Raw genomic sequence first — 16,241 nt, 5'->3', positions numbered from 1 at the left:
CAGCACTCCTAGCGGAAAACTCGGGGAGAGATGAGCCAGCAGTCGCCCAACGGCCAGACGCCCACACCTGTGTCCGGAGTGGACGACGGAGAGCACCGCAGGCTCCGGCCGCGGCCGCTCGTGCAGCCGCCGGTCGACCCCAGCTACGCCACCGCCTTCGGCCGCCCCACCGGCGTCGACGGCGCGTTCGCCACACGTGACGTGCAGGTGCCCCAGGTGCAGTCCGCGCCGCCGCCCCCCGAGTCGCTGGTCACCGCGTTCGGCCGCCAGGGTTCCGGCGAGCTGCTGCAGCGCCCGCCCGGCTACCAGCCCTCCGGCAACCCCGACCAGGACGTCGACCCGGTCTTCTGGGACGGCAAGCCCGTCGCCGACCCGTGGCGCGACCCGGCCGCCGGCGCCGTCATCGGCCCGCCCGCCGTGGGCGAGGACCCGCCGGACGAGCCGGAGAAGAAGCAGGAACCCGGCCCCCAGCTGAGCGTCCCCGAGCTGCTGTTCGGCCGCCGCGTCAAGCCCACCGCGCTGGCGTTGCTGATGGTCGCCGCCCTGCTGGTCGGCAGCGTCGGCGGCCTCATCGGCTGGCTGATCGGCCGCGCGGGCAACCCGCTGACCGACTCGACGGTCACCCTGGCCGAGGTCGCCGAGGGCAAGGAACGCCCGGCCGGCTCCGTCTCCGACATCGCCAAGCGCGTCACCCCCAGCGTGGTCTCGATCGAGTTCAAGGGCGCGAACGTCGCGGGCGTCGGCTCCGGCGTCGTCATCGACGGCGGCGGCTACATCCTCACCAACGACCACGTCGTCGCCCCCGCGGCCCAAGACTCCTCCGCCAAGCTGAGCGCCGTCTTCACCGACGGCACCCGCGCCGCGGCCCGCGTCGTCGGCCGCGACCCCAAGACCGACCTCGCCGTGATCAAGGTCGAGGTGACGAACCCGACCGTCCTGCAGTTCGGCAACTCCGACGAGCTCCAGGTCGGCGACACCGTCATCGCCGTCGGCTCCCCGCTGCAGCTCTCCAACACGGTCACCGAGGGCATCGTCTCCGCCCTGCACCGCCCTGTGACCGCCGCCGGCGAGAACGGCGGCCCCCAGGTCACCTACGACGCCATCCAGACCGACGCGGCCATCAACCCCGGCAACTCCGGCGGCGCCCTGGTCGACTCGCGCGGCGCCCTGGTCGGCATCAACTCCTCGATCCGCACCGAGACGGGCGGCTCCGTCGGCCTCGGCTTCGCCATCTCCGGCAACCAGGCCCGCAAGATCGGCCAGGAGCTGATCCGCAGCGGCTCGGTCAAGCACGCCGACATGAACGTCAACGTCAAGTCGGTCTCCGCCGAGACCTCCGAAGGCGCCCAGGTGCAGAACGTCCCCGCAGGTGGAGCCGCTGCCGCGGCCGGCATCCAGGAGGGCGACGTGATCACCAAGATCGGCGACCGGATGGTCCGCAACGCCGCCGAGCTGGTGGTCGCGGTCCGCGAGCACGAGATCGGCGAGACCGTGCAGGTCGTCCTTGCGCGCCAAGGACGTGAGTTGAAAATCGACGTCACCCTCAAGTCCGACTGACAAGTAGGCTGGGACCCGTGTTCGACAGCATCGGATGGGTTGAGATCCTCATCATCGTCATCGCGGGTCTCTTCATCCTGGGGCCCGAGCGGCTGCCTTCGGCTGCGGCCTGGCTGGGGAAGACCGTGCGTCAGGTGCGCGAGTACGCGACCGGGGCGCGGGAGCAGCTGAAGCAGGAGATGGGGCCGGAGTTCGAGCAGTTGCGCAAGCCCCTCGAAGACCTGCGGGAGCTGCGCAACTTCGACCCGAAGCGGGCGGTGACGAAGCACCTGTTCGAGGATCCGGAGCCGACGAAGGCGAACGGCTACCCGACGCCGGCCACGCCGACCGCTCCGGAACAGCGCCCCCTCGCCCCCGGCGAACGCCCGCCCTACGACCCGGACGCCACCTGACCCTCAGGTCACGCGGGAGCCCTACGTTCCCCGGTGGGCAACGCGGGGCCCCTGCGTCACCTGTTGCAAGCGCGGGCAACCGGCGCACGCGGGGATCGCACGGAAGCTCCCCGCGTACTGCAGGAGCGCACGAAGGGTCCCCGCGTGCCACGACGTGAGCGGCGAGTGGCGGGCTAGCGGCCGGCAGGGGAGACGTTCAGGAGGCGGCCCGCCAGGCCGCGGGAGCGCACCGAGAGCTTCTTCGCCACGTCGGAGAGGACCTGAGCGGCCGCCGAGTCCGGTACGGCTTGCACGATCGGCGTGCCCGCGTCGCCGTTCTCCCGCAGGCGCGGGTCCAGCGGGATCTGGCCGAGGAGCGGGACGTCGGAACCCACCGCGCGGGTCAGGGACTCCGCCACCGCCGCGCCGCCGCCCGCGCCGAAGACCTCCATGCGCGAGCCGTCGGGCATCTCCAGCCACGACATGTTCTCGATCACGCCCGCCACCCGCTGCCGGGTCTGCAGCGCGATCGAGCCCGCACGTTCGGCCACCTCGGCGGCGGCGATCTGCGGGGTGGTGACGACCAGGATCTCGGCGTTCGGGACCAGCTGGGCGACGGAGATGGCCACGTCGCCGGTGCCGGGGGGCAGGTCGAGCAGCAGGACGTCGAGGTCGCCCCAGAAGACGTCCGCGAGGAACTGCTGAAGGGCGCGGTGCAGCATCGGGCCGCGCCACACGACCGGCGTGTTGCCCGGGGTGAACATGCCGATCGAGATGACCTTCACGCCGTGGGCCTGCGGCGGCATGATCATTTTTTCGACCTGGGTGGGGCGGCCGTCGGCGCCGAGCATGCGCGGGATCGAGTGGCCGTAGATGTCGGCGTCGACGATGCCGACGGACAGGCCGCGGGCGGCCATCGCGACGGCCAGGTTCACGGTGACCGAGGACTTGCCGACGCCGCCCTTGCCGGACGCGACGCAGTACACGCGCGTCAGCGAGCCCGGCTGGGCGAACGGGATGACCGGTTCCTCGGTGCCGCCGCGCAGGGTCTTGCGCAGTTCGGTGCGCTGGGCGTCGCTCATCACGTCGAGGTCGACCCGGACCGACGAGACGCCGTCCAGTGCCGACACGGCGGCGGTGACGTCGGTGGTGATCTTGTCCCGCATCGGGCAGCCCGCGACCGTCAGGTACACCCCGACCACGACCGAGCCGTCCGCGGCCACCTCGACGTCCTTGACCATGCCGATCTCGGTGATCGGACGGCGGATTTCGGGGTCCTGCACACCGGAGAGCGCCTTGCGGACGTCCTCCGCGGTGGGGAGGGGCTGCGTGGTGGTCACATCAGCCATGCTACGTCCGGCGCGGGCCGTACCTACCAGCCGGTCACAATCCAGCACAGGGCCAGGTCGTAGCCGGGGGAGCGCTGTCCGTAACATCGACGTCCGTGCCGGAATCGGGTAGTTCCCGGTTGCCCACCCGTGTCGAGCTCGGGGTGTGGCGATCGTTCCTCCGCGCGCATGCACGGATCACGCGGGTCCTCGAGACCGAACTGATTGCTGAGCAGCGCCTTTCGCTCGCGGCGTACGACGTGCTGGTTCAACTGGCCGAGGCGCCTTCCACGCGCATGCGCATGACCGAACTCGCCGACGCCGTCCTGCTGTCCCGCTCCGGCGTGACCCGCCTCGTGGACCGGCTGGAACGGGCTGGGCTCGTCGGGCGGGAACGCGCCGACGGTGACGGACGCGGCATCGTGGCCGTGCTCACACCGCTCGGTGCCGAACGCCTCCGCAGCGCCTCCGCCACCCACCTGGCGGGCGTGGCCGAGCACTTCGGCGAGAGTTTCGGACCCGGTGAGCTGGAGGCCTTCGGTCGCACCTGCGACCGGCTGGCCGCGGACGACGTCTTCCCGTGATCACCGTGGTGGGACTTGTGCACGTCGAGGCCGGCCGCCTCCTCGTTGTGCGCTCACGCAACAAGAAGGCCTTCTACCTCCCCGGCGGCAAGATCGAGCCAGGCGAGACGCCCGGTGAAGCGCTTCGCAGAGAGGTTCGCGAGGAGCTCGGCGTCGAGGCCGACCGGCCGGAGGTCCTCCAGCGCTACGTCGCCCCGGCCTACGGCGAGGGTGAGGGCGCGATGGTCGACATGACCTGCTTCACGGCGACGTTGCACGGCACCCCGCAGCCGACCGGGGAGATCGCCGAGCTGACCTGGGTCACGCGCGACGAGTACCGCGCGCACGTCGAGACGGCGCCCGCGATCCACGAGGTGCTCGCCGACCTGGTCGAGGCCGGGCACGTCAGGCCGTGAGCCGTGGCAGGTCCCGCTCGACCGTCACGGCCTGACCTTCTTGCGGTTGTCCTGCTCCTTCACCAGCTTCTCCAGCTCACCCCGGATGAAGTCGCGCGTCGCCACCTCACCCACCGCCAGCCGCAGCGCCGCCAGCTCGCGCGCCAGGAACTCGGTGTCCGCCTTCGTCTGCGCCGCCCGCGCCCGGTCCTCCTCCAGCGACACCCGGTCCCGGTCGTCCTGCCGGTTCTGCGCCAGCAGGATCAGCGGCGCGGCGTAGGCGGCCTGCGTCGAGAACGCCAGGTTCAGCAGGATGAACGGGTACGGGTCCCAGCGCAGCGAGACCGCGACCAGGTTCACCGTGATCCACGCGATCACCAGCAGGGTCTGCCAGAACAGGAACTTGCCGGTGCCGAGGAACCGCGCGAGCCGTTCGGAGAACTGGCCGAACGCGTCCGGGTCGATGGAGAAGCGCAGGCCGCGGGGTTCGCGCGGCTGGTCGAGTCTGCGCCGCGGCAGCAGTTCAGGCATGGCTCAGTCCCGTCTCGCGCCAGTTGTCCGGCAGCAGGTGGTCCAGCACGTCGTCGACGGTGACCGCGCCGAGCAGGTGCTCCGACTCGTCGATCACCGGGGCGCACACCAGGTTGTATGTGGCGAAGTAGCGGGTCACGTCGCTCAGCGAGGCGTTCGGCGAGAGCAGGGCGAGGTCCGTGTCGAGGACTCCGGCGACCAGGTCGAACGGTGGTTCGCGCAGCAGCCGCTGGATGTGCACGCAGCCCAGGTACCGCCCGGTCGGCGTCGCAGAAGGTGACCGGCACACGAAGACCATCGACGCCAGCGCCGGGGTCAGGTCGGGGTTGCGCACCCGTGCCAGGGCTTCCGCGATCGTCGCGTCCGGCGTGAGGATGATCGGCTCCGGCGTCATCAGACCGCCGGCGGTGTCGAACGAGTACTCCAGCAGGCGGCGGACCGGCGCCGACTCCTCCGGTTCCATCAGGTCGAGCAGCCGGTCCTTGGTCACCTCGGAGAGCTCGGCGAGCAGGTCGGCCGCGTCGTCCGGGTTCATCGCCTCCAGGATGTCCGCGGCGCGTTCCTCGTCCAGGTGCGACAGCACGTCTTTTTGGTCCTCTTCGGACAGTTCCTCGATGACGTCGGCGAGCCGTTCGTCGTCGAGCGCGTCCGCGACCTCGTAGCGGCGCTTGGGCGGCAGCTCGTGCAGGGCGTTGGCAACGTCCGCCGCGCGCATGCCCTCGAACACCGCGACCAGCTGCTGGGCGCCCTGCGGCTGGCCCGCGAGCTCGTTGACGCTCAGTCCGCCGATGTCCTCCCACCGCCACACCTGCACCGGCCCACGGCGGCCGAGGCGTCCGGTGCGCTGGCGGGCGGCGACCTTGACCATCCGCCAGTCGCGGGTGCGGGTGAGCTCCATCGCGGCGTCCACGACGGTGGCGGTCGTCCCGTCCTCCAGCTCCACCTTGGCGTCCAGCACCTCGCCGATCACCAGCACCTCGTTGACCCGCTGGTGGAACGGCCGCAGGTTCACCGACCCGGTCGCGAGCGTCACGGCGTTCGGCTCGATCGAGGTGAGCCGCAGCATCGGCACGAAGATCCGCCTGCGGGTGGCGAGCTCGACGACCATGCCGAGCACGCGCGGCGGCTGGCGGTCGATGCGGAGGCTGATCACGACGTCCCTGGCCTTGCCGACGTGTTCGCCGTCGGGGCCGAAGACGGGAAGTCCGGCCAGCTGAGCGATGTAGATCCGGTTCACAGCCACCACGTGGTCCAGGCTAGATCAGGACCTGACCGCCCACCGAGCGATCTCGGCGCAGACCACAGCCATCTCGTCGAGGCCTTCCTCCAGGCACCAGATCCAGTTCGCCACCGCGCGGTGCAACGTCCAGTCACGCGCCTTCGCCACGTCCAGCTCGCCCGCGTCGCACACGGCGAGGAACCGGTCGGTGAGGCCCTTGGGCCCGTCCATTTCGTCGAACCTGTTCCACAGCAACGGAATCATGCAGTACTCCGGATCACCGGACAGCGGCTTCGGGTCGATCACCAGCCACGGTTCCCGGTCGCCGCGCAGCACGTTCTCGTAGTGCAGGTCCTCGTTGACGAGCGTGGTGCCCATCGTGCGCTGGGCCACTTCACGCGCCGCGTCGACCAGCTTCGACGGAATGGCGGGGTGGTCCTGCAGGGTGTCCCGGAACCTGCGGAAGCCGTCGGGCGCCTGCAGGTGCTTGTGGCGGCGCAGCAGGTCGCCGATCACGCCGATCGCCAGGTCGATCGGCTCGTCGTCGAGCGAGTGCTGGTCGAGGCGTTCCAGCAGCAACGCGCCCAGCTCCGCGTCGTGGTCGAGCAGCTTGACCGCGCCGTTGCCGTCGTAGAGCCGCAGCGCGATGGGTTCGTGCTCGGTCTCGTGGTCGATCCAGGTCAGCTTGAGCACGGCCGGGTGCCCGTCCGGCCGGCGGACCGGGAGCACGACGGCGCAGAAGCCGTGCATCAGCGCGCCGTCCGGGGTGAGCCGCCAGCGCGCGCACGCCTTGGTGGCGATGCTCGGGAGCTTGGCGACCCATTCCGGCGCGCCTTCACCGAGTTCCAGGCCGAAGCCCTCCGGCACGGTGATCATGCGCCGAACTCCAGCCGGTAGACGGCGTCCCACTCGGGTTCGGTGTTGAGCCGCGCGGTTTTCAGGGCCTGGGTCGTCTCGTCGTCGGGCTCGGTGAGGTGCGCCGTGGCCTTGGCGTCGATGAGGTGCGAGTGGGTGCTGGGGGAGCGGACGGTGACGGTGACCTGTGCCTTGTCGCTCAGTCCCGGCACGTGTTGTTCCGTGCCGCCGGTGATGACCCACAACGCCTCATCACGCCAGTGGGCGTGCACGAGCTTCGGTTCGTGACCGGGTGAGGTGATCCACACGGCGGCGGCCTTGCGCAGTGCCGCGTCGAGGATTCGAGTGATCTCCACCGGTTCAGCCTGCCAGGCTTTGTGAAACGGGACTCAGCGGATATGCGGCTGGAAGCGATGCGTGCCACTGTGGCGCTCATAGTTACCGGCCGGTACAAGGAGGTACTCCAGTGGTCGACCAGCAGCGTCCCCGTCGCTCGTGTCTGGCGGTCCCCGGCTCGAGCCAGAAGATGATCGACAAGGCCCGCACGCTGCCGGCGGACCAGGTGTTCCTGGACCTGGAGGACGCCTGCGCGCCGCTGGCCAAGCCGGACGCCCGCAAGACCATCGTGGCCTCGCTCAACGAGGGCGACTGGGGCAACCGGACCCGCGTCGTGCGCGTCAACGACTGGACGACGGAGTGGACCTACCGCGACGTCACCGAGGTCGTCGAGGGCGCGGGCGCGAACCTCGACTGCATCATGCTCCCCAAGGTCCAGACGCCCGAACAGGTCGTGGCGCTCGACTTCCTGATCACCCAGATCGAGAAGACGATGGGCTACGAGGTCGGCAAGATCGGCATCGAGGCCCAGATCGAGAACGCGCTGGGCCTGAACAACGTCAACGCGATCGCCACCGCGTCCCCGCGCGTCGAGACGATCATCTTCGGCCCGGCCGACTTCATGGCCTCGATCAACATGAAGTCGCTGGTCGTCGGCGAGCAGCCGCCCGGCTACGACGTCGGCGACGCCTACCACTACATCCTGATGCGGATCCTGATGGCCGCGCGGGCCCACGACAAGCAGGCCATCGACGGCCCCTACCTGCAGATCCGCGACGTCGAGGGCTACAAGCGCGTCGCCGGCCGGTCCGCGGCACTGGGCTTCGACGGCAAGTGGGTCCTGCACCCCGGCCAGATCGACGCGGCCAACGAGGTCTTCAGCCCGAAGCAGGACGACTACGACCACGCCGAGAACATCCTCGACGCCTACGAGTACTTCACGTCCGAGGCGGGCGGCAAGCGCGGCGCGGTGATGCTCGGCGACGAGATGATCGACGAGGCGTCGCGGAAGATGGCGTTGGTGATCTCCGGCAAGGGGCGCGCGGCGGGCATGTCGCGGTCGAACGTCTGGACGCCGCCGGAGGACTGATCACGCTCGGCGGCCTGTCGGTCATGCGCCGTAGAGTGAGCGCATGACCGACAGGCCGCTGGAGTCGATCGAGATCGAGGGGTACACCTCGATCCGTGACACGCGGGTTGAACTCGGCAAACTGAACGTCCTGGTCGGTGCGAACGGCGCGGGCAAGAGCAACTTCATCCACGCACTGGAAATGCTGGGACGCATTGTCGACCAGCGACTCGGGTTGTTCGTGGGTCTCAACGGAGGAGCCTCTGCTCTCCTGCACCGCGGCGATGGAACTGCGCACATCAAGCTCCGGCTGAACGCGCCGCCGAACGCCTACGAAGCCGTGCTGGTGCCCGCCGCCAACGACGAGCTGATCTTCGAGCGCGAGGCCGTCGAGTTCCAGGGGCTTGGGCATGATCGGCCATGGACCTCAGGACTCGGCAGCGGGCAACGAGAGACGCGGCTGGCGGAGTCCCAGGAACCTGTGGCCGGGTACGTGAAGGAACTGCTGCGTGGTTGCCGGGTTTATCACTTCCACGACACCAGCCGGGATGCTCCGGTCAAACAGATGGTTCCGACGGCTGACAACATCAAACTACGTGACGATGCGGGCAATCTGGCCGCAGTGCTGTTGGCGTTGAGAAACGGCAGCAGCGTCGAAGAACAAGCGTCGTACAAGCGGATTGTCGGCACCATCAGGCTGGTCGCGCCGTTCTTCCGCGACTTCGTGCTCGAACGGGAGCGCGGAGACCATCTTCGACTGCGGTGGACGCAGAACGACTCCGATGCGGTCTTCTCCGCCGACCAGATGTCGGACGGGACCCTCCGCTTCGTTTGTCTCGCGACCTTGCTGCTGCATCCGTGGCCGCCCGCCCTGGTCGTGCTGGACGAGCCAGAACTCGGCTTGCACCCGTCCGCGATCGTGCACCTCGCCGAGTTGCTGCGGCGCGCCTCCGTCCACAGCCAGGTGATCATCGCCACGCAGTCGGTGACGTTGATGAACCAGTTCGAGCTCGGAGACCTGATCGTGGTCGAACGGGTGGCCGGTGCGTCTGTGCTGACCAGGCCGAACGCGGACGAGCTGCAGGATTGGCTTGCGGAGTACTCGCTCGGCGAGCTCTGGGAGAAGAACCTCCTCGGTGGCAGGCCGAGCGGGAACTCATGAGCGGTGGCTATCGGAGTCTGCACCTCCTCGTCGAGGGGCAGACCGAGGAAACGGTCGTCAGCACCGTGCTCAGGCCGTACCTGACCGGCCTCGGGTGGTCGGTCTCGGTGTCGCTCGTGAAGACGAAGCGGCCCGCAGGAGGTCCCAGCTTCAAGGGCGGGATCTCCACGTGGAAGCAGGTCGAGACCGATGTGCGGCTGCTGCTCGGGAACTCCAGTCTGACCAGGTTGTTCGACTTCTACGGCCTTCCCGCGGACTTCCCCGGAATGCAGAATCTGCCGACTGGTGATCCGTACACGCGGGTGGCCCATGTCGAGCAGCAGTTCGCGGCCGCTATCGGTGACCAGCGATTCGTGCCACACCTCGTGCTGCACGAGTTGGAGGCGTGGGTGTTCGCGGCTTCCGACCAGCTCGGCCTGCTGCACGGCCCCGACATCGCCCAAAAGCTCAAGGAGGACGAGGAGAGGGCCGGCGGGCCTGAACTCGTGAACGACGGGCCGACGACTGCTCCGTCCAAACGGATCCTCCGCTACTGCCCCGGCTACATGAAGACCTCAGATGGGCCGATGGCCATTGAGGAGCTCGGCGTGGCCGCCTTGAGGGCGCGCTGTCCGCATCTTGATGAGTGGCTCACTTCGCTCGCGTAACCGTTACGGATTGTGCGTCATTTCACCTTGAATGTCACTGGACGTGTTCGAACGTCACGGGTTGCATCCAAAACGGGTGAAGTGGCGCACAATCCGTCACCGAAGTTTGCGATCAGCCCCAGGGTGCGGTGCATGCTCGTGGGCATGTCACGTTCGAGTAACGGCAAGGTGAGCAGACGGTTGCGTCTTTTCAAGCGCCGCGAGGACGACCTGCTGGAGCGCAGCTTCCGCAGCTGCCCGGGATGCGATGCCGACGTCCACGTGTTCGCCGACGTCTGCCGCCACTGCGGTGGTGCCCTGGAGATCGCCCTCGCGGGCTGAAGCTAGTACGTGTTCTGGTTGGCCGCCGCGATGATCGCGATGACGATGACCGCCAGGTACAGCAGGTAACCGGCGATGACGACGTAGCCGACGATCACGCCCGCGAGCGCCATGCCGCGGCCGTCCTCCTCGCCCCGCTTGATCCGCGCCATCGCGATGTGGCCGAAGATGACGCCGACGATGGCCGTCACGCCGCAGGTGGCGACGCCCACGCAGGACAGCACCAGGGCGAGGATCGCGTTCGTCTGCGGCTTCTGCACGGGCGGCGGGTAGCCGTAGCCGTACATCGGCTGCGCGGGGCCGTACGGGCCGGGCTGCTGGCCGTAGGGCTGGCCCGGTTGTTGGGCGTACGGGTCCGGCTGCTGGCCGTACGGGTCCTGCTTCGGGTTGTACGGGTCGTGGGTCATCGCGGTTCCCCCTGAGGTCTGGTGAGCGGGGATCCTAAGCTCCGCCGGGCAGTTAGTCGCGTGTGGGTGCGCGATTCCCCCTGTTCGGGATCCTGTTTCGGTACAGGTGACACGTGTGTGTTGTGGAGAGCACATCGCGGTCGCAAACGAGCGTTAACCGGTTCATACTCGCCGGTAACTCTTGCTTCGGAAGGGAAGTGCGATGGCGCGCCTCGCCCAGACAGCGGGTCTCACGGACATCCAGGAAGAAATCCTCGCGACCGTGCGCACGTTCGTGGACAAGGAGATCATCCCGCACGCCCAGACGCTGGAGCACGGCGACACGTACCCCACCGACATCGTCGACGGCATGAAGGAGATGGGCCTCTTCGGGCTGACGATCCCTGAGGAGTTCGGCGGGCTCGGTGAGTCGCTGCTGACCTACGCGCTGGTCGTCGAGCAGATCGCGCGCGGCTGGATGAGCGTCTCCGGTGTCATCAACACGCACTTCATCGTGGCGCACATGCTCAAGCAGCACGGCACGCAGGAGCAGAAGGAGAAGTACCTGCCGCGGATGGCCGCGGGCGAGGTGCGCGGCTCGTTCTCCATGTCGGAGCCGGAGCTGGGCTCGGACGTCGCGGCGATCCGGACGCGCGCCGTCAAGGGCGACGCCGGGTACACGATCAACGGCCAGAAGATGTGGCTGACCAACGGCGGCACGTCCAACCTGACCGCCGTGCTCGTCAAGACCGACGAGGGTGCCGAGAAGGCCCACCAGAACCTCACGACGTTCCTGGTCGAGAAGCCGGAGGGCTACGGGGAGGTGCTGCCCGGCCTCACCATCCCCGGCAAGATCGACAAGATGGGCTACAAGGGCGTCGACACCACCGAGATGGTGTTCGACGGCTTCGAGATCTCCGCCGACCAGATCCTCGGCGGCGTCTCCGGCCAGGGCTTCCGGCACATGATGGACGGCGTGGAGGTCGGCCGCGTCAACGTCGCCGCGCGCGCGTGCGGCATCGCGATCCGCGCCTTCGAGCTCGCGATCGAGTACTCGCAGCAGCGCAGGACGTTCGGCAAGGCGATCGCCGAGCACCAGGCCATCGCGTTCAAGCTCGCCGAGATGGCCACCAAGGTCGAGGCGGCGCACCTGATGATGGTCAACGCCGCCCGGCTGAAGGACTCCGGCCAGCGCAACGACGTCGAGGCCGGCATGGCCAAGCTCATCGCGTCGGAGTACTGCGCGGAGGTGACGCAGGAGTCGTTCCGCATCCACGGCGGCTACGGCTACTCCAAGGAGTACGAGATCGAGCGCCTGATGCGCGAGGCGCCGTTCCTGCTGATCGGCGAGGGCACCTCGGAGATCCAGAAGACGATCATCTCCCGCGGGCTGTTGCGCGACTACCAGTCCCGGGGTTAGGCCGTTGGGGGTCACTCTTTCACGAGGGTGGCCCCTAACGCTCTTCGTTTGGGCACCATAGGGTCTCGCTCACCTTGAGCAACGACCTGACACTCCCGAGACCCGTGTCGCCGCCGCACGTGGTCCGCATGGAGCTGGACTGGTTCGGCCCCGTCGACCGTCCCCCGCTGGCGACCTGGTTCGGCACGCTGTTCACCGACCTGCTGGCACCGCTGTGCCCGGCGTCGGTCGACGAGCTCGTGTCCGTGGCCCGCGACTACTTCCCTTCCGACACAACGCCGTGGGGCCCGCCCGGTTACGCGCGCCTGCTGCTCTCATCGGGTGACTTCAGCCCAGCCGCGTGGAATGCGGCGCTGTCCGACCTGCCCTCCTTCCTGCGCGTGCAGCTGGTCCAGCTCGACTCGCAGGGCCTGCCCCTGGTCGACGGTGGCTGGAGCGCGGAGGTGGTGCTGAAGGACGACCCCGAGTTCCCGCACCAGGTCGTGGTCGCCGCCGCCCGCTCGCTGTTCGGCGGGTGGATCTCCCATGCCGTGCAGCAGGACTGGCTGACGAAGCTCCGTTCGGGAGCCGCGCTGGTCCGCGCGTCCGGCGGCTGGATCACCCTGGACCGCGCCGGCCCGCGCACCGCCCACGAGGTCTCGGCCGGCGTCGGCATCGACGAATCCCTTTTCATGGCAGCGGAACTGTCCCGCGGCCCGCACTGGGCAACGCTGCTGGGCCCGCGTCAGGTCGCCGCTCTCGGTGGCGTGCAACAGGTCTGCTCGGCCGCGCCCTGCTTCGCCATCACGGACCTGGGCGGTGGCCGCATCCTGTTGCAGCTCACCGAACACCTCGACGAGGTGCCGGAGGAGGCGGTGGTGGAGCTGACGAGGTTCCTCCGCCCGGTGCTGCACTGAAAACCCGGTTGCCCGCCCGCTCACACTCGGACCATGACCTCCGTGCACCCGCTCGTCGGCCCGGTCAGCCGGCTCGCCTCGCCCGCCGCGGCCCAGCGCTCCTACCTGGAGTCGATCGGCACCGCGCCGTCCGCCGACGAGCTGGCACTGGAGTTCGACGACCTGCGCCACCGCTTCGGGGACTTCGGCGCGGAGGCCGGCGTGCTCATCGGCCGCATCGACGCCCTCCTCGACGCCATGAGCGGCCCGAACCCGGTGTGGCGCGTCGACGCGCTGGCCACCGCACCGCAGTGGGCCGAGCTCCGCGTGCTCGCCGCCGAGCTGCTACCCATGCTCGACGACCCCCCGGCGGACTGAGCTGCGGCGGACTGAGCTGCGGCGGACTGAGCTGCGGCGGAGTGGTCACCCAGCGGTGCCCGCCCACTGCTGGCACCCTGGGCCGGTGAGGCCTTCAGCGAAGACCACCGCGCTGGTCGCCGTCGACACCGCGCTGCACCCGACCGGCTTCGTCCGCCGCGGTCACGTCTGGCACCAGGAGCGCGGCGGCGGCGTGCGCGGCTGGCTCTGCCTCAGCACCGCGGGCAGCCCGGCCGCCCTCGACGTGACCCCGCTGGTCGGCGTCTGCTTCACCCGCTTCGACACCGTCTCACGTGCCCTCGGCGTGCCCCCGGCCCCGCTGCTGTCGTTGCCGCTGGGCTTCCTGATGCCCGAGAAGCCGTGCTGGCGCTGGACGTTCGGCCGCGATGGCCACGAGGCGGCCGCGCAGGAGCTGGTGGGCACGCTGGTCAAGCACGGCCAGCCCTTCGTCGACCGCCTCGCGAAGTGGGACGCGGTGGTGAAGGAGGTGCTGGGCAGCGAGCCGTTGCTCGGCTTCGACCGGCCGCGCAAGCTGGCGATCATCCACGCGATCAACGGCGAGGTCGGCAAGGCGCTCGCGGTCCTCGGCGAGGAACGCGAGCGGATCGCGGACAGCACGGACTCCTACGCGCGTGCCTTCCGCGTGTTCGTCCACAGGTTCGGGTTGATGTTCTCGCGATAAGTGCTGGCAGCACGCCGGTTCCGCAATTACCGTGTGCGCCCGTAGCACCAACACCCGGGGGATTCACATGCGTGCAGTACTTGCGATGTCGGCTGCCGTCATGGCGCTGTGCCTGACGACCGGCGCCGCTCAGGCCGACGCCCAGCTGACGAGCCACTGGCAGTTCGGCGAGACGTCCGGCACCACCACGACCGACACGGTCACCGCCGCCACCGCCACCCTGTCCGGCGGCGTCGCGTTCGGCCCCGGCAAGTCCGGCAACGGCCTGGTCCTGAGCGGCGGCACCGCGACCGGCCCGCTGACGGTCGACACCGCCCAGAGCTTCACCGTCTCCGCCTGGGTCACCCTGTCGGCCGCCTGCACCGCCAACTGCAAGCTGGCCGCGGTGAGCGCCGACGGCGTGCGCAGCAGCCGCTTCAGCCTCGGCTACGTCAAGGACCGCAACCACCTGGGCAACTGGAACTTCGTGGTCGCCGAGGCCGACACCGACCTCGCCCCGGTCACCGCGACGGCCGTGTCCGTCGTACCGGTGGACGCGGGCCAGTGGACGCACGTGGTCGGCGTGTACGACGCCGAGAACCTGCAGACCCTGCTGTTCGTCGACGGCAACCTGGTCGGCGCGGGCAGGGCGGAGAACCAGTGGAGCGGCACCGGCACCTTCACCGTCGGCGCGGCCCGCAAGGCAGGCGCGACCACGTCGTTCTTCCCCGGCGCCGTCGACGAGGTCCGGTTCTACGACTCCGCACTGAACATGGACGAGGTGTTCGCGCTCTACCTCAGCGAGGCGTGATGGACGCTCGCCTGCTCGTGACGGCGGTCCGGCAGCTGCTCGACTCCTCGCCCATCTCGCGCGACGAGGTGCGGGACGACGTCCGCCACCTGCTCGCGGCGGACGAGATCGCGCTGGCCTTCGACACGTTGTGCAGCTGGATCTTCGAGGACCAGGTGGAGATCAGCCGCGACTACCTCCTCCGCCTCACGGACGTGGCGGGCGTCCTGGGCGTCCCCGGTGCCGTCCGGCGGCTGGAGGAGGTCACCAGGGACCTCGGCGAGCGCCCTGCCACGCCGGGAGAACCGCCGCGCGAGCTGGACGGCGCACGGGTCTTCGGCTACGCGCTGGTCGGTCCCGCGCACACGCACACCGGCAGGACCGTCCACTCGGTCACGAACTTCGCGGACGTCGTGTGCGGGCTGGCGTTGGCACAGTACGACGAGGACGCGATCTACCTCTTCTACTGCGACGAGGAGTGGAACGTCGTGTCCGACACGTGCCATTCGAGCGAGCAGGACGCGGTGGCCCAGGCGCGGTTCGAGTTCGACGGCCTCGACTTCCACCGGCTCACCTGAGTCCTGGGTGGTGCGCGGGAGCCGGCGCACGGGGATCGGGGCAAAACACCCGTAGGCGTCTCAGCACGCGGCAACGGGCACTGGCAGGATGGAACGATCAGCGCGTCCGACAGAGGTGGTCCCTGTGACGAGTCCGTTCGCCAACCCGAACCGGCCCGGTGTCCCGCCACGCCTGCCCACGCCGCCGACGGGGTGGCCGGTCGGGTCGTACGCCACCTACGAGGAGGCGCAGCGGGCGGTCGACTTCCTGGCGCTCGAGGACTTCCCGGTGCAGGACGTGACGATCGTCGGCGTGGACCTGATGCTGGTCGAGCGGGTCACCGGCAAGCTCACCTGGGGGCGCGTCCTCATGACCGGCGCGGCCAGCGGTGCGTGGTTCGGTCTGTTCGTCGGACTGCTGCTCACGCTCTTCAGCCCGGAACCCGGGGTGACCGTCGGGCCGGTGCTGACCGGTCTGATCACCGGTGTGTTCTTCGGGCTCGTGTTCGCCGCGGTCGGGTACGGGTCGGCGCGCGGCAAGCGGGACTTCCAGTCGGCGAGTCAGCTGGTCGCGGGGCGCTACGACGTGCTCTGCCACCCGAAGTCCGCCGAAAGAGGCCGTGACCTGCTGGCCAAGCTGGCGATGCGCCCCTCAAACCCGTAGCTGTTGAGACAAGAAAAACAGCTATTGGTTCTGAATCGTTGCTTCCGTTGGTTGCGGCTCCTGATCACCAGGCCTAGGTTCGGTGCACCGGTCCGCCCGGTGCGGCCGGTGGCACGACGAGGTGCCGGGCATTGCGGTCTGGCTCCTCCGTGTAGT

The 16,241-nt window shown here is 69.2% G+C and carries 21 protein-coding genes; 15 read left to right on the top strand and 6 right to left on the bottom strand.

Annotated features, from left to right (window positions below; all coding sequences use genetic code 11):
- The first annotated feature begins 30 nt into the window (after positions 1-30).
- Positions 31-1,557, top strand: a complete 1,527-nt coding sequence (locus BBK82_RS09480) for a S1C family serine protease (RefSeq protein ID WP_065914665.1) — start codon at positions 31-33, stop codon at positions 1,555-1,557.
- 17 nt (positions 1,558-1,574) lie between these two features.
- Entirely contained in the window at positions 1,575-1,949 is a 375-nt protein-coding gene (tatB, locus tag BBK82_RS09475) for a Sec-independent protein translocase protein TatB (RefSeq protein WP_065914664.1), read from the top strand.
- A 173-nt stretch (positions 1,950-2,122) separates the two neighbouring features.
- Here the strand turns inward: tatB and BBK82_RS09470 are convergent, their stop codons facing one another.
- Entirely contained in the window at positions 2,123-3,268 is a 1,146-nt protein-coding gene (locus BBK82_RS09470; RefSeq protein WP_065914663.1) for an Mrp/NBP35 family ATP-binding protein, read from the bottom strand.
- Between the two features lie 104 nt (positions 3,269-3,372).
- On the opposite strand from BBK82_RS09470, the gene BBK82_RS09465 reads away from it, so the two are divergent.
- Both BBK82_RS09465 and BBK82_RS09460 read left to right on the top strand, forming a co-directional pair.
- Positions 3,373-3,840, top strand: coding sequence for a MarR family winged helix-turn-helix transcriptional regulator (locus BBK82_RS09465; protein WP_065914662.1), 468 nt, complete (start codon positions 3,373-3,375; stop codon positions 3,838-3,840).
- A complete protein-coding gene (locus BBK82_RS09460) occupies positions 3,837-4,235 on the top strand; it encodes an NUDIX hydrolase (protein ID WP_065914661.1) in 399 nt (132 codons plus the stop codon). Before BBK82_RS09465 ends, BBK82_RS09460 begins: the two co-directional genes overlap by 4 nt.
- Before the next feature lie 24 nt (positions 4,236-4,259).
- On the opposite strand, the gene BBK82_RS09455 is transcribed toward BBK82_RS09460, so the two are convergent.
- From BBK82_RS09455 to BBK82_RS09440, 4 genes are read right to left on the bottom strand one after another with little or no spacing between them, the layout of a single operon-like run.
- Complete coding sequence (locus BBK82_RS09455) at positions 4,260-4,745, bottom strand: DUF1003 domain-containing protein (RefSeq protein WP_065914660.1); 486 nt, start codon at positions 4,743-4,745, stop codon at positions 4,260-4,262.
- Positions 4,738-5,991 (bottom strand): magnesium transporter MgtE N-terminal domain-containing protein, encoded by a 1,254-nt coding sequence (locus BBK82_RS09450; RefSeq protein WP_065914659.1) that lies wholly within the window; start codon positions 5,989-5,991, stop codon positions 4,738-4,740. Before BBK82_RS09450 ends, BBK82_RS09455 begins: the two co-directional genes overlap by 8 nt.
- A gap of 15 nt (positions 5,992-6,006) precedes the next feature.
- Positions 6,007-6,840, bottom strand: a complete 834-nt coding sequence (locus BBK82_RS09445) for an aminoglycoside phosphotransferase family protein (protein ID WP_065914658.1) — start codon at positions 6,838-6,840, stop codon at positions 6,007-6,009.
- A complete protein-coding gene (locus BBK82_RS09440) occupies positions 6,837-7,175 on the bottom strand; it encodes a hypothetical protein (protein WP_237048109.1) in 339 nt (112 codons plus the stop codon). The genes BBK82_RS09445 and BBK82_RS09440 overlap by 4 nt, the downstream gene beginning before the upstream one ends.
- Positions 7,176-7,345: 170 nt before the next feature.
- On the opposite strand from BBK82_RS09440, the gene BBK82_RS09435 reads away from it, so the two are divergent.
- The 4 genes from BBK82_RS09435 to BBK82_RS09420 all read left to right on the top strand — a co-directional run bounded on the left by BBK82_RS09435 (position 7,346) and on the right by BBK82_RS09420 (position 10,354).
- A complete protein-coding gene (locus tag BBK82_RS09435) occupies positions 7,346-8,245 on the top strand; it encodes an HpcH/HpaI aldolase/citrate lyase family protein (protein WP_418287488.1) in 900 nt (299 codons plus the stop codon).
- Positions 8,246-8,288: 43 nt separating this feature from the next.
- On the top strand, positions 8,289-9,386 hold the full coding sequence (locus BBK82_RS09430; RefSeq protein ID WP_065914656.1) for an AAA family ATPase: 1,098 nt from the start codon (positions 8,289-8,291) through the stop codon (positions 9,384-9,386).
- The gene (locus BBK82_RS09425) at positions 9,383-10,033 is read left to right on the top strand and encodes a DUF4276 family protein (protein WP_065914655.1); all 651 of its coding nucleotides are present in this window, start codon (positions 9,383-9,385) and stop codon (positions 10,031-10,033) included. The genes BBK82_RS09430 and BBK82_RS09425 overlap by 4 nt, the downstream gene beginning before the upstream one ends.
- A gap of 144 nt (positions 10,034-10,177) precedes the next feature.
- Positions 10,178-10,354: a hypothetical protein gene (locus BBK82_RS09420; RefSeq protein ID WP_154697212.1), complete on the top strand. Its 177-nt coding sequence runs from the start codon at positions 10,178-10,180 to the stop codon at positions 10,352-10,354.
- A 2-nt stretch (positions 10,355-10,356) separates the two neighbouring features.
- Here the strand turns inward: BBK82_RS09420 and BBK82_RS09415 are convergent, their stop codons facing one another.
- Positions 10,357-10,761 (bottom strand): DUF4190 domain-containing protein, encoded by a 405-nt coding sequence (locus tag BBK82_RS09415; RefSeq protein WP_065914653.1) that lies wholly within the window; start codon positions 10,759-10,761, stop codon positions 10,357-10,359.
- Between the two features lie 202 nt (positions 10,762-10,963).
- Here BBK82_RS09415 and BBK82_RS09410 point away from each other — a divergent pair, with 202 nt between their 5' ends.
- The 7 genes from BBK82_RS09410 to BBK82_RS09380 all read left to right on the top strand — a co-directional run bounded on the left by BBK82_RS09410 (position 10,964) and on the right by BBK82_RS09380 (position 16,085).
- Complete coding sequence (locus tag BBK82_RS09410; RefSeq protein ID WP_065914652.1) at positions 10,964-12,160, top strand: acyl-CoA dehydrogenase family protein; 1,197 nt, start codon at positions 10,964-10,966, stop codon at positions 12,158-12,160.
- Positions 12,161-12,288: 128 nt separating this feature from the next.
- Positions 12,289-13,056, top strand: coding sequence for a hypothetical protein (locus tag BBK82_RS09405; protein ID WP_154697211.1), 768 nt, complete (start codon positions 12,289-12,291; stop codon positions 13,054-13,056).
- A gap of 33 nt (positions 13,057-13,089) precedes the next feature.
- On the top strand, positions 13,090-13,413 hold the full coding sequence (locus BBK82_RS09400) for a hypothetical protein (protein ID WP_065914650.1): 324 nt from the start codon (positions 13,090-13,092) through the stop codon (positions 13,411-13,413).
- Positions 13,414-13,498: 85 nt separating this feature from the next.
- On the top strand, positions 13,499-14,095 hold the full coding sequence (locus tag BBK82_RS09395; RefSeq protein ID WP_065914649.1) for a hypothetical protein: 597 nt from the start codon (positions 13,499-13,501) through the stop codon (positions 14,093-14,095).
- A gap of 67 nt (positions 14,096-14,162) precedes the next feature.
- On the top strand, positions 14,163-14,885 hold the full coding sequence (locus tag BBK82_RS09390) for a LamG domain-containing protein (RefSeq protein WP_083267886.1): 723 nt from the start codon (positions 14,163-14,165) through the stop codon (positions 14,883-14,885).
- Entirely contained in the window at positions 14,885-15,442 is a 558-nt protein-coding gene (locus BBK82_RS09385) for a MafI family immunity protein (protein ID WP_065914647.1), read from the top strand. The genes BBK82_RS09390 and BBK82_RS09385 overlap by 1 nt, the downstream gene beginning before the upstream one ends.
- Positions 15,443-15,530: 88 nt before the next feature.
- A complete protein-coding gene (locus tag BBK82_RS09380; RefSeq protein ID WP_065914646.1) occupies positions 15,531-16,085 on the top strand; it encodes a YflT domain-containing protein in 555 nt (184 codons plus the stop codon).
- Positions 16,086-16,241 lie beyond the last annotated feature (156 nt).

Origin of the sequence: Lentzea guizhouensis, from assembly GCF_001701025.1 — a bacterium.
Taxonomy (GTDB): Bacteria; Actinomycetota; Actinomycetes; order Mycobacteriales; family Pseudonocardiaceae; genus Lentzea; species Lentzea guizhouensis.
This window is presented reverse-complemented; position numbering and strand designations above follow the sequence as displayed.